This window comes from Streptomyces sp. NRRL S-378 (assembly GCF_000720645.1).
GTDB lineage: Bacteria > Actinomycetota > Actinomycetes > Streptomycetales > Streptomycetaceae > Streptomyces.
In genome coordinates this window covers 49,656-62,763 of sequence record NZ_JOBX01000056.1, presented here as the reverse complement: position 1 = coordinate 62,763, position 13,108 = coordinate 49,656, and the positions used below count along the sequence as shown (strand labels likewise).

General features: G+C 71.5%; 12 protein-coding genes. 5 read left to right on the top strand and 7 right to left on the bottom strand.

Features of this window, described 5'->3' with window-relative positions; genetic code table 11:
* Nucleotides 1-114: 114 nt before the first annotated feature.
* Nucleotides 115-939, bottom strand: a complete 825-nt coding sequence (locus IH80_RS0130195) for a DUF3626 domain-containing protein (protein WP_030964719.1) — start codon at nucleotides 937-939, stop codon at nucleotides 115-117.
* Nucleotides 940-987: 48 nt separating this feature from the next.
* Between IH80_RS0130195 and IH80_RS0130190 the strand changes: the two genes are divergently transcribed.
* Nucleotides 988-1,548 carry a GNAT family N-acetyltransferase gene (locus IH80_RS0130190; protein ID WP_030964718.1) on the top strand — a complete coding sequence of 187 codons (561 nt, stop codon included), beginning with the start codon at nucleotides 988-990 and terminating at the stop codon, nucleotides 1,546-1,548.
* Here the strand turns inward: IH80_RS0130190 and IH80_RS0130185 are convergent.
* From IH80_RS0130185 to IH80_RS0130160, 6 genes are all read right to left on the bottom strand, one after another.
* Nucleotides 1,545-3,254 (bottom strand): hypothetical protein, encoded by a 1,710-nt coding sequence (locus IH80_RS0130185; protein WP_030964716.1) that lies wholly within the window; start codon nucleotides 3,252-3,254, stop codon nucleotides 1,545-1,547. The genes IH80_RS0130190 and IH80_RS0130185 overlap by 4 nt on opposite strands.
* 2 nt (nucleotides 3,255-3,256) lie before the next feature.
* Nucleotides 3,257-4,678, bottom strand: coding sequence for an ATP-binding protein (locus IH80_RS0130180; protein WP_030964715.1), 1,422 nt, complete (start codon nucleotides 4,676-4,678; stop codon nucleotides 3,257-3,259).
* Nucleotides 4,679-4,697: 19 nt separating this feature from the next.
* Nucleotides 4,698-6,260, bottom strand: coding sequence for an SCO6880 family protein (locus IH80_RS0130175; RefSeq protein ID WP_030964714.1), 1,563 nt, complete (start codon nucleotides 6,258-6,260; stop codon nucleotides 4,698-4,700).
* Nucleotides 6,257-7,585, bottom strand: coding sequence for a hypothetical protein (locus tag IH80_RS0130170; RefSeq protein WP_030964713.1), 1,329 nt, complete (start codon nucleotides 7,583-7,585; stop codon nucleotides 6,257-6,259). Before IH80_RS0130170 ends, IH80_RS0130175 begins: the two co-directional genes overlap by 4 nt.
* Nucleotides 7,575-8,405, bottom strand: a complete 831-nt coding sequence (locus IH80_RS0130165) for a hypothetical protein (RefSeq protein ID WP_030964712.1) — start codon at nucleotides 8,403-8,405, stop codon at nucleotides 7,575-7,577. The genes IH80_RS0130170 and IH80_RS0130165 overlap by 11 nt, the downstream gene beginning before the upstream one ends.
* A gap of 102 nt (nucleotides 8,406-8,507) precedes the next feature.
* Nucleotides 8,508-8,816 carry a hypothetical protein gene (locus IH80_RS0130160; protein WP_008742356.1) on the bottom strand — a complete coding sequence of 103 codons (309 nt, stop codon included), beginning with the start codon at nucleotides 8,814-8,816 and terminating at the stop codon, nucleotides 8,508-8,510.
* A 713-nt stretch (nucleotides 8,817-9,529) separates the two neighbouring features.
* Here IH80_RS0130160 and IH80_RS46970 point away from each other — a divergent pair.
* The 4 genes from IH80_RS46970 (at nucleotide 9,530) to IH80_RS0130140 (ending at nucleotide 13,039) form a co-directional block, all read left to right on the top strand.
* Nucleotides 9,530-9,655, top strand: coding sequence for a hypothetical protein (locus IH80_RS46970; RefSeq protein WP_267883533.1), 126 nt, complete (start codon nucleotides 9,530-9,532; stop codon nucleotides 9,653-9,655).
* Nucleotides 9,656-9,711: 56 nt separating this feature from the next.
* Entirely contained in the window at nucleotides 9,712-10,884 is a 1,173-nt protein-coding gene (locus tag IH80_RS0130150) for an alpha/beta fold hydrolase (RefSeq protein WP_078906812.1), read from the top strand.
* Between the two features lie 413 nt (nucleotides 10,885-11,297).
* A complete protein-coding gene (locus tag IH80_RS0130145) occupies nucleotides 11,298-11,924 on the top strand; it encodes an RNA polymerase sigma factor (RefSeq protein WP_030964709.1) in 627 nt (208 codons plus the stop codon).
* A complete protein-coding gene (locus IH80_RS0130140; RefSeq protein WP_030964708.1) occupies nucleotides 11,924-13,039 on the top strand; it encodes a CU044_5270 family protein in 1,116 nt (371 codons plus the stop codon). Before IH80_RS0130145 ends, IH80_RS0130140 begins: the two co-directional genes overlap by 1 nt.
* The last annotated feature ends 69 nt before the right edge of the window (nucleotides 13,040-13,108 follow it).

Sequence of the window (13,108 nt, the reverse complement as noted above, 5' to 3'; positions counted from 1 at the left end):
ATGGTACTGCAGGGGGGACCCTGTGGGAGAGTAGGACGCCGCCGAACAATCATTGTGGGAAAGCCCCGCACCTTCTGGTGCGGGGCTTTTCTGCGTTCATAGGGATTCTTCTGCTCAACGCATTCCGAATCCGAACCTCGCCACGTAGTGCCACACCCGCTTCAGCGCCTGTTCGTCGTGCCGCCCCGTGCGGACCGCCTCGCCGATGATGCGGGGGGTCAGTCGGCCGGCGACGGCTATTTCCGCGCCGAGGTCGACGTAGTCCTGGCCCCGGTATTCGGGGTGGCGGCGGAGCTCGTCGACCGTGAGCAGGTAGCCGGCGTGCCATTCCGTCGGACACGGGAGCCGGGCGGCCGCGGCCTCGACCGGTGTGCCGCGGTAGCTGGGGTCCAGAACGAGAGCGGCGACATCGCGTTCCAGCAGGACGGGCGTGTGCACCTGCGCCTCGATGTAGTCGTCGAGGGCGTCCTGGTCGTCCGCCTCGGCCAGGGCGATCAGGGACATGCGGTCCGCGACGCCGAAGGAATCCGGTTCGAGGTAGCTGTCCGGGTAGCAGAAGGTGGTCAGCGGCAGAGCCGCGGGCGTGAGGCGGAAGTGGGCCGATCCGAAGCGCGGGGCGGCTCCGGCCGGGTTGCGGCGGAAGTTCAAGGCGCCGTACACCGGGCGGGCCTCTGGTGGGGCGTCGTCGTAGGCTCCGCCGAAGATGCGGCTCTCCCAGAGCCAGCGGGCTCCCCCGGGGTGGGCGGTGAGACCGCCGTTGCCCGTCCCCGTGACGAACTGGGAGCGGTACACGCCGTCCTCGGCCAGAGCGTCGAGGATCGGCCGGTCGCCCGACCAGCGGTCGGGGTGGAAGTTCAGGGTCACCGCGATGGTCGGGTCCAAGGGCCGGCCGTGGGACCGGGCGGTGACGTGGTCGATGGCTCTGACGTGCGGATTCATGGGTGAAGTCTGACTGATGGATGGTTAGGATTTCCGCTCATGAACGAACTGCACTACGTGATACGTCCGGTGCGCCCCAATGAGTGGGAGAAGGTCAAGGAACTGAGGATCGCCGGGCTCAAGGACCCTGCGGCGCCGGTCGCCTTCCTCGAGACGGTGGAGCAGGCCGAGGGACGCCCCGACGAGTTCTGGAAGGAGCGGGCCGAAGGGGCGTCGCACGGACGGGCCGCCCGGCAGTTCGTCGCCGAGGCCGCCGACGGACGGTGGGTCGGTTCGGTGACCGTCCTCATCGAGGAGGGCGGGACCGTCGACTTCTTCGACCAGGCCGTCGAGCGGACACAGGGACATGTGGTCGGGGTGTTCGTACGGGTGGAGCAGCGGGGGACCGGGCTGACAGAGGCCCTGTTCGCGGCCGCCCTGGAGTGGGCCTGGGAGCTTGAGGAACCGGCCCTGGAACGCGTACGGCTCTTCGTGCACGAGGACAACGCGCGGGCCGGCGCCTTCTACCGGAAGTACGGCTTCGAGGCGACGGGCACTGTCGTGCCGGTGCCCGGGAACCCGTCCGCCAAGGAGCTGGAGTACGTGCTCCGGCGGCCCGACACCGCTTAGAGGGCGGCTCCGGGCCAGCGGGAGCGGGCCTGTTCGCGGCTGCGGCACAGGGCGAGGAGGGGCAGCGCGCCTGCGGCCAGCAGCTGCGGGAGCTGGGGGATCGGGGCCACGGCCGCGACGTCTTCCAGCACCAGGGAGAGTGGTGGGTCGAGCCGACCGTGGGATGACCGTGCGGCCATGCGGCGGCCGTGCTCGACCACGTGAGAGGCGAGTGCGGTCAGCAACGGCATCGCACCCGGGTGGGTGCGAGGGTCCTCCAGAGCTTCACCCACCACATACAGGCTGCCCCCTTCGGACAGGAACGAAGCCAAAGTGAGCGAATCCGTTCGGTTCGGATTGCAAGCCTCGCGGATGTGGATCGAGGTGAGGCAGGAGAGGGCACGGGCCGTCAGGTTCAGGGCGAGCTCCCGGCGTTCCGGGTGCGCGGTGAGGGCGCTCTCCAGCTCGCCGGCCGCGCCCGCCGCGGCGTCGGGGTGGGTGCGCAGGATGCGTACCGGGTCCTGGGCGCTGTTGCCCTGGGCCCAGCGGTGGAGCTGCTTGAACGGGCGGTCGTCGAGGGCGGCCGCCTGGAGCCAGCTGCGCAGGAGCGTTTCGGCGGTGTCGGCCACCGCCTCGTCCATCCGCGCCTGCGGGCGTACGGGGGCCAGCAGGGCGACCGCGCGGGCGGCGGCGGTGTCACGGTGGGCGCAGCCCTCGGCGGGGTTCCAGTGCATGCGGGCCGGGGTGTCGCACAGGTGGGAGGGGTCGTAGAGGAGCACCGGTCCGAGTTTGGCGCGGGCGTCCTTGGTCTCGGCCCAGAGGGTGGGGGAGGAGGTCACGATCAGGGCGGCGCCCTCGGTCTCGCCGATGCGGGCTGACGCGGCGCGCAGGCGTTCGTGGGGGCTGCCGTACGCGATCCCGTGCGGGACGGCTGCGGGGGTGCCGACTGTGCCTGTCGGTGCGGGTGCGGGGACGGGTGCCGGCACGGGTGCGGATGTGGCCGCGGGGGCGTAGCCGAAGCCGTAGCGGTAGGCGTCGTGGTTCGGGCTGCTGTGGGTGCTGGGGGTGCTGCCCCCGGACTCCTGAGCCTCGAACGCCGGCGGGGCTGGCTTCAGCGGGGGCGGAGCGGCCTGGGCGGGCATGGGGGCGGTGCGGAGGCGGTCATGGTCGCTGCCCCCAGGCCCCTGTGCCTCGAACGCAGGCGGGGCTGCACGGGGCGGGGTCGGTACGAGGTCTGCGGCGGGGAGCGGCGCGGTGCGGAGGCGGTCATGGTCGCTGCCCCCGGGCCCCCGCGCCTCGAACGCCGCCGGTGCGGGATGGGGCGCGGCCGGTGCGGGGGCTGCGGTGGGTGGCTGTTCGGCCAGGGCGCGGCGGGCCTTGGTGCGGGCGACGACGCCGATCACGAAGACCGTCAGTACGAAGAGGATCAGCAGTTGGCTGACGAACAGGCCCCAGAACAGGCCCCAGCCGGAGAGGGCCGCCGGGTCGGTGTCGGGCCAGGCGGCCGGGATGTCGTGCGGTTGCGCTATCAGGGCGCGCACGGCCGTCGGGGTCCGGGTGAAGGTGACGGTGTCGGGCCAGGAGCCCTTGGCGAAGAGCGCGGCGAGGCCGGTGGCCGTCCAGACGAGGACGGCCAGGCCGAGGAGGAAGGCCAGCAGGGCGACCAGCAGGCCGTCCGGGATACCGCCGCCGGCCGCGGAGGGTTCCGTACGTCGTGCGTCGTGCATGGTCAGGCCACCGTGGTCGCGGATCCGGGGCTGCCGCTGCCGCGGCTGCGTTCGATGGACAGGGCGCGTTCCTCCGCTTCCAGTTCGGCGGCGAGGAGGTCGGCGGGCAGGCGGGGCGGGGTGGAGGACTCGGTCATGGCGCGGTCGGTGAAGACCAGGGGGCGTTCGGCTTCGGTGATCAGGTGTTTGACGACCTGGACGTTGCCGTTGACGTCCCAGACGGCGATGCCGGGGGTGAGGGTCGGGATGATCTCCACCGCCCAGCGGGGGAGGCCCAGGACCCGGCCCGTGGCTCTGGCCTCGTCGGCCTTCTGTGCGTAGATCGTTCGGGTCGAGGCCATCTTGAGGATGGCGGCGGCTTCGCGGGCCGCGGCGCCGTCGACGACGTCGGAGAGGTGGTGGACGACGGCGACGAAGGACAGGCCGAGGCGGCGGCCGAACTTCAGGAGGCGCTGGAACAGCTGGGCGACGAACGGGCTGTTGATGATGTGCCAGGCCTCTTCGACGAGGAAGATGCGCTTCTTGCGGTCGGGCCGGATCCAGGTGTGCTCCAGCCACACGCCGACGATCGCCATGAGGATGGGCATGGCGATGGAGTTGCGGTCGATGTGGGAGAGGTCGAAGACGATCAAGGGGGCGTCGAGGTCGATGCCGACGGTCGTGGGGCCGTCGAACATGCCGCGGAGGTCGCCGTCGACGAGGCGGTCGATGACGAGCGCCACGTCGAGGCCCCAGGCCCGGACATCGTCTATGTCGACGTTCATGGCGAGTGCGGATTCGGCCTCGGGATGGCGCAGTTGTTCCACGATGTCGGTCAGGACGGGCTGGCGGTCGCGGATGGTGTCGACGACGTAGGCGTGGGCGACCTTGAGGGCGAAGCCGGCGCGTTCGTCGAGGCCGTGGCCCATGGCCACCTCGATGATGGTCCGGAGCAGCGCGAGCTGGCCGGTCGTGGTGATGGCCGGGTCGAGGGGGTTGAGGCGGATCCCGGAGTCGTTGGCGGCGATGGGGTCCAGGCGGATGGGGGTTATTCCCAGCTGCTGGGCGATCAGGTTCCACTCGCCGACGCCGTCCTCGCCCTGGGCGTCGAGGACGACGACCTGGCGGTCCTTGAAGCGGAGCTGGCGCAGGACGTAGGTCTTCTCCAGGGCGGACTTGCCGTTGCCGGATTCGCCGAGGACGAGCCAGTGGGGGGCCGGAAGCTGCTGGCCGTAGAGCTGGAAGGGGTCGTAGATGTAGCCCTTGCCGCTGTAGACCTCGCGGCCGATGATGACGCCGGAGTCGCCGAGGCCGGGGGCGGCGGTGGGCAGGTAGACGGCTTGCGCCTGCCCGGTGGAGGTGCGTACGGGCAGGCGCGTGGTTTCGACTTTGCCGAAGAGGAAGCTGGTGAAGGCGTCCGTCAGCGCTGTCATGGGATCTCGCATGGGCGGGTCTTCCCTCCAGCTAGCGTCGGATGCCGGTGGCGAACGGCAGGGTGTTGACGAAGGCGCGGTGGTGCTCGCGGTCGCACCATTCCAGCTTCAGGTAGGACTTGCCGGCCGAGGCCCGGATGGTCCGCTTGTCGCGGGCGAGGGCCTCCGGTGAACGCGAGGACACCGTGATGTACCCGACCAGGTTGACCCCGGCAGCGCCGCTGGCGAGATCTTCACCCCTCTGGTCGAGTCGGCCGTGGGCGGCGATGTCGCGGGGGTCGACGGTGCGGTTCATCTTGGCGGCGCGGGAGGCGTCGGCCTCGTCGTTGGTCTTCTCGGTGAGCATGCGCTCGATGGCGACCTCGGTGGGCTCCAGGTCCATGGTGACGGCGACGGTGCGGATGACGTCGGGGGTGTGGACGAGGAGGGGGGCGAGGAAGTTCACGCCGACGGGGGTCATGGGCCATTCCTTGACCCAGGCGGTGGCGTGGCACCAGGGGGCGCGGGTGGAGGACTCGCGGGTCTTGGCCTGGAGGAAGGTGGGTTCGACAGCGTCGAGTTCGGCGGGCCAGGCGTTGCGCTTGGTCATGGCCTGGATGTGGTCGATGGGGTGGTCCGGGTCGTACATGGAGTGCACGAGGGAGGCGAGGCGGCCCTGGCCAAGGGGCTGGCGGACGCGGATGTCGGCTTCGGCGAGGCGGGCGCAGATGTCGGTGAGCTCGCGGGCCATGACGATGGCGAGGCCGGCGTCGCGGTCGAGCTTGCGGCCCTTGTGGGGGGTGGAGGCGCGGGCGATGGTGACGGCTTCGGCGGCGAGGTCGCGGGTGTAGTGCATGCAGGCGACGAGGTACGCGCGGTGCTGCTCGGACGAGGTGGACACCATCGACTGGAGCTGGTCGTAGGAGTCGCGGAGCCAGACGGGGGCCTGGGTGTCGCCGCGCTGGGCGACGTCCTTGGCGTGGGCGTCGGGGTCGGCGGGCAGGGTGCGGGCGAGCATCTGGAGGCGGGTGACGAAGCCGTCGCCGTTGGCGACGTGCTTGAGGAGGGTGCCGAAGCGGTCGACGAGGGCTTCCTGGTCCTCGCTGTCGCGCAGGCCGACGCCGGGGCCTTCGATCTCGATGGCGGCGGTGACGGTGCGGCGGTCGGCGTGGAGGAGTACGGCGATCTCGTCGGGGCCGAAGGGGGCGGCGAGCCAGTTGATGCGGCCGATGCCGGGGGGCGGGCCGACCTCGACCTCGCGGCCGTCGGCGGCGCGGACGCCGGCTTCCATGGCGCCGGAGCGGTAGGTGGTGCCGCGGCGCAGGGTGCGCTTGTAGCTGCGGCTGATCTCGAACCAGCGGTAGAAGGTGCGGCCCTTGTACGGGACGTACACGGCGGCGAGCGCGAGCACGGGGAAGCCGACGAGGCTGACGATGCGCAGGGTGAGGTCGGGGACGAGCAGTCCGCTCATCATGCCGAAGAACGCCCCGGTGATGATGAGGGCGATCTCGCCGGTCTCGCGGTTCTTGCCGACGATCGCGTTCGGCCGGGCGCGGCCAATGAGATACGTGCGGCGGGGCGCGACCGGGTGCAGCTGGTGGGACTGGGTCGTCAACGCCCGTCACCTCCTGTGTTCCTCGTGCTCGAGCTCGTGCGGGGCGGGGGTGCGGCGGAGGGGACAGATCCGCCGCCGGCCCCGCCGCCGGAGGTGGGACGGCTGCTGTGGGCGGCCACGCCTCCGGAGAGGGGGTTGGCGTGGCGGGGCGCCGCGCCGCCGCCGTCGCCTCCGCGGTGGGCGCCGCGGCTGCTGTGGGTCTTGATGCCCTGGGAGACGAGGGAGGCCGGGGAGCTGATGACGGCGGCTGCCTGGGCTCCGTCGGTGGCCTTGCTGCGGCCTGCGCGGGCGGATGCGATTTCGTCGCCGAAGCCGGGGACGAAGCGGTAGATCATCGCGGAGGCGAAGATGGCCAGGAGGATGATCGAGAGGCCGGTGACAACGGCGGAGAAGGCGTTGGGGCCCTGGTCGCCGGTGAGGGCGCCGGCGAGTCCGAGGACGATGACGATGACCGGCTTCACCAGGATGACGGCGATCATGATGCCGGCCCAGCGGCGGACGTGACCCCAGAGGTTGCGGTCGACGAGCCCGGAGTAGACGACGACGCCGAGGAGGGCGCCGACGTAGAGGAGGGCGGCCCGGATGAAGAGTTCGAGGAAGAGGATGCCGGCGGCGAGGACGGTGACGAGGGAGACGACGATCAGCATGATCGGGCCGCCGCCGATGTCGTTGCCCTTTTTGAGGGCTTCGGAGAAGGAGCCGAAGAAGACGTCGGTCTGGCCGCCGGTGGCGGAGGCGATGACCTCGGTGACGCCGTCGGTGGCGGAGACGACGGTGTAGAGGATCAGGGGGGTGAAGGCGGAGGCCAGGACGGTGAGCCAGAGGAAGCCGATGGCTTCGGAGAGGGCGGTGGTGAGGGGGACGCCGCGGACGGCTCGCTTGGCGACGGCGAAGAGCCAGAGGACGAGCGTGAGGATGGTGGAGGCGGCGAAGACGACGGCGTACTGCTTGAGGAAGGCGGCGTTGGTGAAGTCGACGTTCGCGCTGCCGTTGACCGCTTCGCTGAGCTTGGTGACGATCCAGGCGGCGGCGTCGGCGCAGCCCTTGGCCAGGGAGGCCAGGGGGTTGAGGGCGTCTCCGCCGTCGCTGGGGGCCAGTCCGGTCCCGGGCGTGCCACCGGATGCGCCCGTGCCGTTCTGGCAGTACTGCTTGGAGGGGCCGTCGAGCAGGGCGCAGGGGTCGTTGGTGGCCTGCGGTGTGGGGGCGGGCGGTGTTGGATCCGGGGCGGCGGGCGCGGCGTGGGCGCGGGACGCCAAGGCAGCGAGGCCCACGTGGACGGAGGCGATCACGCCCAGCCGGGCGGGAAGCCGGAGGCTAGCGGGCATAGGTGAATCCTCCGAATTCCTTGATGGCCTTGCTCATGTCGTCGGACGTCGACACGGGGACATCGCCGGGAACCGGGGCGGGCCCGTCCTGTTGGGTGTCGTCGACGACCTTCCAGTCCTCGCCGATCCAACTCAGCTCGAAGGTCCAGGTCTTCCAGAGGGTCCGGACCGGGTCGGTGGACTTGGTGCCGGACATGCCGATCAGGCCGGTGTACCAGACGGAGACCTTGGCAGCGGTCGGCGTGTAGCTCTCCACGCGGGTGCCGATCGGGACGGTCCGGGTGACGAAGGTGCTGCCCTGGGGGGCGTTCCCGTTGGCATCGAGGCCGAGTTTGGCGAGGAAGGCCGCCGAGTAGGCCTCGTCCTGCGGGCCCTTCATTCTGGACGCGACGTCGGGTGCGTAGATGCCGTCGACGAGGGCGTGGCGGGTGCTCTTCCGGAACATGCCGTCGGAGCCGAGGGCGACCGCGTAGTTGGCGGCGGCCGATTGGGCGCCCTGTTCGTCGTGGGCGAAGCCCTTCGGGATGCCGGCGGTTTTGCCGGTGACCGGGTCGGTGCCCGTGGCTGCCGTGGAGGTGGCGGCCGGGGCTTCGTCCGAGGGGCGGTCGTCGGGGGTGTCAGGGGACTGGTTGGCGAAGGCGATGGCGGCGATCAGGAGGACCACCACGCCGACCACGGTGACCAGGCTGCGGGGGGCGCGGGAGGTGCGGCGGGCGGGGCCGTACGGGTCGGCGGGGGCTTCGGGGAGGCGGGTGCGGGTCTGGCCCGTGCCGCCGACCTCGCCGTAGCCGGCGCCGCCGTACTGGTCGTCGCTGCTCATTCCGTTTCCGCCCCCTCCGCGTCGTTCGACGGTAGCGCTGGTTCCCGCGTGGATGCGGTGTGGTGAGCCCTCATCAGATCAGGGCCCCGGTGGTCGGTCGGGCTAGACGGCCATTCCGTAGACGATCGTGAAGAGCGTGCCGAGGGAGCCGATGATGAAAACGCCGGTGAGGCCGGCCACGATCAAGCCCTTGCCCTGTTCCGCGCTGAACGTGTCGCGCAGGGCGGTCGCGCCGATGCGCTGTTTGGCCGCGCCCCAGATGGCGATGCCGAGGCAGAGGAGGATCGCCACGGCCATGACCACCTCGATCATGACCTTCGCTTCGTTGCCGAGACTGCCGAACGGCCCCCAGTTCGGGGCGATTCCGCCGATGATGGTGGTGATGTCGCCCTTTTCGGCTGCCAGGATCATGTAACTCACCGCCCCTGTATGGGTAGTTCCGGAAGCCCGCTGCCCGGCGGCAGGGGTCACGCACTATCTTCGCTGATGAAACCGCCGCCGTCGTCGACTTGTCGGCTCTCTTTACCCGATCTCGCGGCCTGCGACCGGCTTCCGTGCTCTGACCTGGGCCGGGTCGGTGCCCATGCGCAAGAACGTGCGGTCACTCTGTGTATCACGGGGGGTGACGCCGGGCAATGATTGTCCTCTCGGCGTACGGGGGGCGGGGTGAGGGGCCGCCGTTCGGAGCAGCGGGGTCGCGTGTCGTTGGGCTGACTCGCTGACATATGTCCGACATTCCGTCAGTAATACATCTCTACCCGGGGTTACGAGTGAAGCTCCACGTCGTCAGGTAGGACGACGCGGGGAGTGAAGGATGGGTTCCGTGATCGGGAGGGCATGACTCAAGGGGACGTCCGGCGCGCGCGGTGCGCCCTGACCGGTGCAGCGCGGGGGTGCGAAGCCAAGGACGCGCGGGTCCCGCGGGGCCGCCCGGGCCGCCCGCGCCGTGCGTGGACATCGACACGGTCGGGGTTCCGGGGTCGATGCCGGGTGCCGAGTACGGCGCCGCGCTGGCCCGGGGCCGGACGTAGGCCGGCTACCGGACCGCGCCGACGGGTGGCCTGCGGGTGGGAGGCCTGACCGGCCCCCGGCAGACGCGCGGTTGTCCGAGGAGCGCCTGCGCGGTGTGCGTCACGGTCGCCGACTGCGTTGACGTGAAGGTGCTCACCACGGCCGGGGCCGTCGTCGAGACCTCGTGCGCGCTGACGCGGACCTGGACGCTGGGCTGGGCCGCCGTCACCCATCCCTGATTGCCCGGGATCCGTGGAGCCGCTGCGTTGTCAGTGGGGTGCGTCAGGCTGGAGGGATGACGACTACCTGGACTCTTGCGGATCTCGAGGCGGCGATTCGGGCGGCGTGGTCCGCGGACACCTCCGAGCCGGCCGACATCAGCCGGGTGCCCTGGACTCCGGAGAATCCGGCGTGGGGGCAGTGCGACATCACCGCCCTGCTCGTACAGGACCTCGTGGGTGGGGACCTGGTGCTGGGCGAGGTGTTCCAGGAGGGCCGGCAGGAGGGCTACCACTGGTGGAACCTGCTGCCCGGCGGCATCCGGGTCGACCTGACGAGGGAGCAGTTCCGGCGGGGAGAGGCGGTCACGCCCGGACGGGTGGTGAAGCGGCCGGGCGGGCGGCTGAAGCGGCGCTGGGAGGAGTACCAGCTGCTGCGGCAGCGGGTCATCGACACGTTGGGTCCGTTGCCGGGCGTGATGGTGACGGGCGACGGCTGGCGGCTCGCCTACACGGACTTCGGGGGACCGGGGGCGCCGCTGCTGGCGCTGCACGGGCACTTCGGGGCGGGGGCGGACTTCGAGCGGCTGGCCCGGGAGGTGGGTCCGGCATGGCGGGTGATCGCCCTGGACCAGCGCGGGCAGGGGGATTCCGACCGCGCGGCGGAGTACACGCGGGAGGGGTACGTCGCGGACGCGGCCGCGCTGCTCGAGCACGTGGGACTGGGGCCCGCGGTGGTACTGGGGCATTCGCTGGGCGGGGTCAACGCGTACCAGCTGGCCGCGCGGCGGCCGGATCTGGTGCGGGCGGTGGTGGTCGAGGACATCGGGGCGGTGGTCGACGGCGACCTGTCCTTCGCGCGGGCGTGGCCGCGGCGGGCCACGACCCGGGCCGGGCTCCTGGCGGGGGTGGGGAGTTCGGCGCCGTATCTGGAGGGGGCGGTACGGGAGTACCCGGACGGGTGGGGGACCGCGTTCGAGGTGGAGGACATGGTGGAGTCCCAGCGCGGGCTGAACGGGGACCACTGGCAGGACTGGCTGCGGGTGCGGACGCCGACGCTGCTGGTACGGGGGGACCGGAGCGGGGTGCTGTCGGCGGAGCACGCGCGGGAGATGACGGTGCGCAGGGCGGGGGTCCAGCTGGTCGAGCTGCCGGCGGGGCACGCGGTGCGGGTAGGTGACCCGGAGGGGTACTTCGCCGCGGTCCGCGGCTTCCTGGCCAGGCTCGGCCGGGGCGACGACAGGGCCTGACAGCCGGGTTGCTGGCCGTGCCGGACCGTGGGGGCGCCTGGCCGCTGGGTCTGGGTTGGCTGAAGTGCCGGGCAGCCCGGGCGCTGGGTTGGCTGGTGCCGAGCGGACGAGCCGCCGGTCGGTTGTCGCACCAGGGCGGTGGTGCCCGGCGGCGCCGCGTGTCGGGTGGCTGAGGCGCCGGACCTCCGGTTCGGCCGGGAGGCTGGAGTGGGTGAGGTGTCGGGCTGTGGGGGCCGCTGTGGTGCTTGGGTGGTACCCGACGGGCCGGCGGGGCGGCGGCTCGGCGAAGCCGTCGGCCGGGCAGTCCGGCGTCGCTGCTGACCGGGCACCTCGGCCGGCGTCTCGGGTGGTGTGATGCGGGTCACGGGAACTCGGGTGGGGGTGGCGGACAGCCGACAGGAGTGACCACAGAGATGCGAACTCGGGTGCGGGCCGGTGATCCGGACGCCTATGCGGAGCTGTTCGACAGCTACTCCCGCACCCTCTACAACCATGCCTTCCGGATGACCGGGGACTGGGCCGTCGCGGAGGACGTCATGTCGGCGGCCTTCATGGAGGCGTGGCGGCTGCGCGGCACGGTCGACCCCGAGGGAGGTTCCCTCCGGCCCTGGCTTCTGGGGATCACCACCAACCTGGCCCGCAACCACTGCCGCAGCAACCGCCGCTTCCGGGCCGCTGCGGCCGCCGCCGCGGCGGCCGCGGGGGGCGCGGCCGTGCCCGATCACGCCGACGAGGTCGCCGGCCGGCTGGACGACCGGCAGCAGATCGCGGCGACGCTGGCCCGGTTGAGTGCGCTGCGTGGACCCGAACGCGAGGTGCTGCTGCTGTGCCTGTGCGAGGGCCTGGAGTACGCAGAGGCCGCCCGGGTCCTCGGCATTCCGGTCGGAACCGTGCGCTCCCGGCTCTCCAGGGCCCGTACGAAGCTGCGCAAACTCGCCGCCGCGGAACTGAAGAAGAACAGACGGGAACTCGCGGCCCGGACCCGACAGACACATGAGGACCGCGCGAAGGCGGTCCGGTCCGCACAGGAGGGAATCTGATGAACACCGACCTTTCCCGGCCCCACCCGGCCGATCGGGAGGACGGCTCCTCCCTCCGCCTGACGTTCGTCGAACGGGAACTTCCCGCGGGCCGCCACCAGTTCCACAAGGAGCGACTGATGGCCCAGATCCAGGAAGACCTCCGAGCCGCCGACGCAGGCGCCGCCACCCCCGTCCGTAGGACGGGATCGCGCAACCCCTTCCTGCGCCGTGCGTTCCTCGTGCCCGCGGCGGCGTTCGCCCTGGCGGGCGCGCTCGCGGCCGGGTTCCTCACGTACGTGGACCGGGGTGCCGCGGACGGGCCGGGCTCCACGATCGCCACGGGGCCGGCGATGACCACCCGGATCGGGACCGCCGAGGCCAAGGGCACGGCGGAGCTCCTGGACCGGATCTCCCTGGCGGCCGCCTCCGTCGGGCCGGGCGTGAAGGTGCGTCCGGACCAGTTCATCTACATCGGGAGCAAGACGGCCAACACCTACGTGAAGACCGTCGACGACAAGAACAGCCTGGTCAGCCAGGAGCTGCACATGCGCCACACGTGGAATTCCCCTGACGGCCTCAAGGGCTGGCTGATCGAGCCCGGCGCCACGGGCCCGGGGGGCCTGACCCTGGACCGGCCCAAGGAGAACGGCAAGGACATGCAGCCGCGCCTCAACGCTCCCAGCCACGACTACCTCGCCGGGCTGCCCACCGACCCCGACGTGCTGCTGAAGAAGATCTACGAGGAGACCCGCGGGCAGGGCCGCAGCCCCGACCAGCAGGCCTTCACCACGATCGGTGACCTGCTGCGGGAAACCTATCCGCCGGCGGAGCTGGCGGCCGCGCTCTACAAGACCGCGGCGAAGATCCCCGGTGTGGTGACGGTCGATGACGCGGTCGATGCCGCGGGCCGTCACGGGATCGCGGTCGCGCGGCTGGACGAGGAGAACGGGCGGCGGGAGGAGTGGATCTTCGACCGGCAGACGCTGGAGTTCCTCGGGGAGCGGGTCGTCCAGGTGCGGGGGGACTCCGGTGAGGACGGGCTGATCAAGGAGGGCACGGTGGTGTTCACCAATGCCGTGATGACACGGGGTGTCGTCGACCGGATGAAGGAGATGCCGGGGGCGGGTGGCTGACGCCCTTCGCCTGCGGCGGGCTCGGCGGATGGGGTGCGGATGCGGGCGCGGGTGCGAGCCGGTGTGGTG

Coding starts and splice junctions, on each gene's coding strand:
- IH80_RS0130140 (WP_030964708.1), top strand. CDS start 11,924: ATGAACACCGACCTTTCCCGGCCCCACCCGGCCGATCGGGAGGACGGC.
- IH80_RS0130170 (WP_030964713.1), bottom strand. CDS start 7,585: ATGCCCGCTAGCCTCCGGCTTCCCGCCCGGCTGGGCGTGATCGCCTCC.
- IH80_RS0130160 (WP_008742356.1), bottom strand. CDS start 8,816: ATGATCCTGGCAGCCGAAAAGGGCGACATCACCACCATCATCGGCGGA.
- IH80_RS0130145 (WP_030964709.1), top strand. CDS start 11,298: ATGCGAACTCGGGTGCGGGCCGGTGATCCGGACGCCTATGCGGAGCTG.
- IH80_RS0130180 (WP_030964715.1), bottom strand. CDS start 4,678: ATGCGAGATCCCATGACAGCGCTGACGGACGCCTTCACCAGCTTCCTC.
- IH80_RS0130195 (WP_030964719.1), bottom strand. CDS start 939: ATGAATCCGCACGTCAGAGCCATCGACCACGTCACCGCCCGGTCCCAC.
- IH80_RS0130185 (WP_030964716.1), bottom strand. CDS start 3,254: ATGCACGACGCACGACGTACGGAACCCTCCGCGGCCGGCGGCGGTATC.
- IH80_RS0130150 (WP_078906812.1), top strand. CDS start 9,712: ATGACGACTACCTGGACTCTTGCGGATCTCGAGGCGGCGATTCGGGCG.
- IH80_RS0130165 (WP_030964712.1), bottom strand. CDS start 8,405: ATGAGCAGCGACGACCAGTACGGCGGCGCCGGCTACGGCGAGGTCGGC.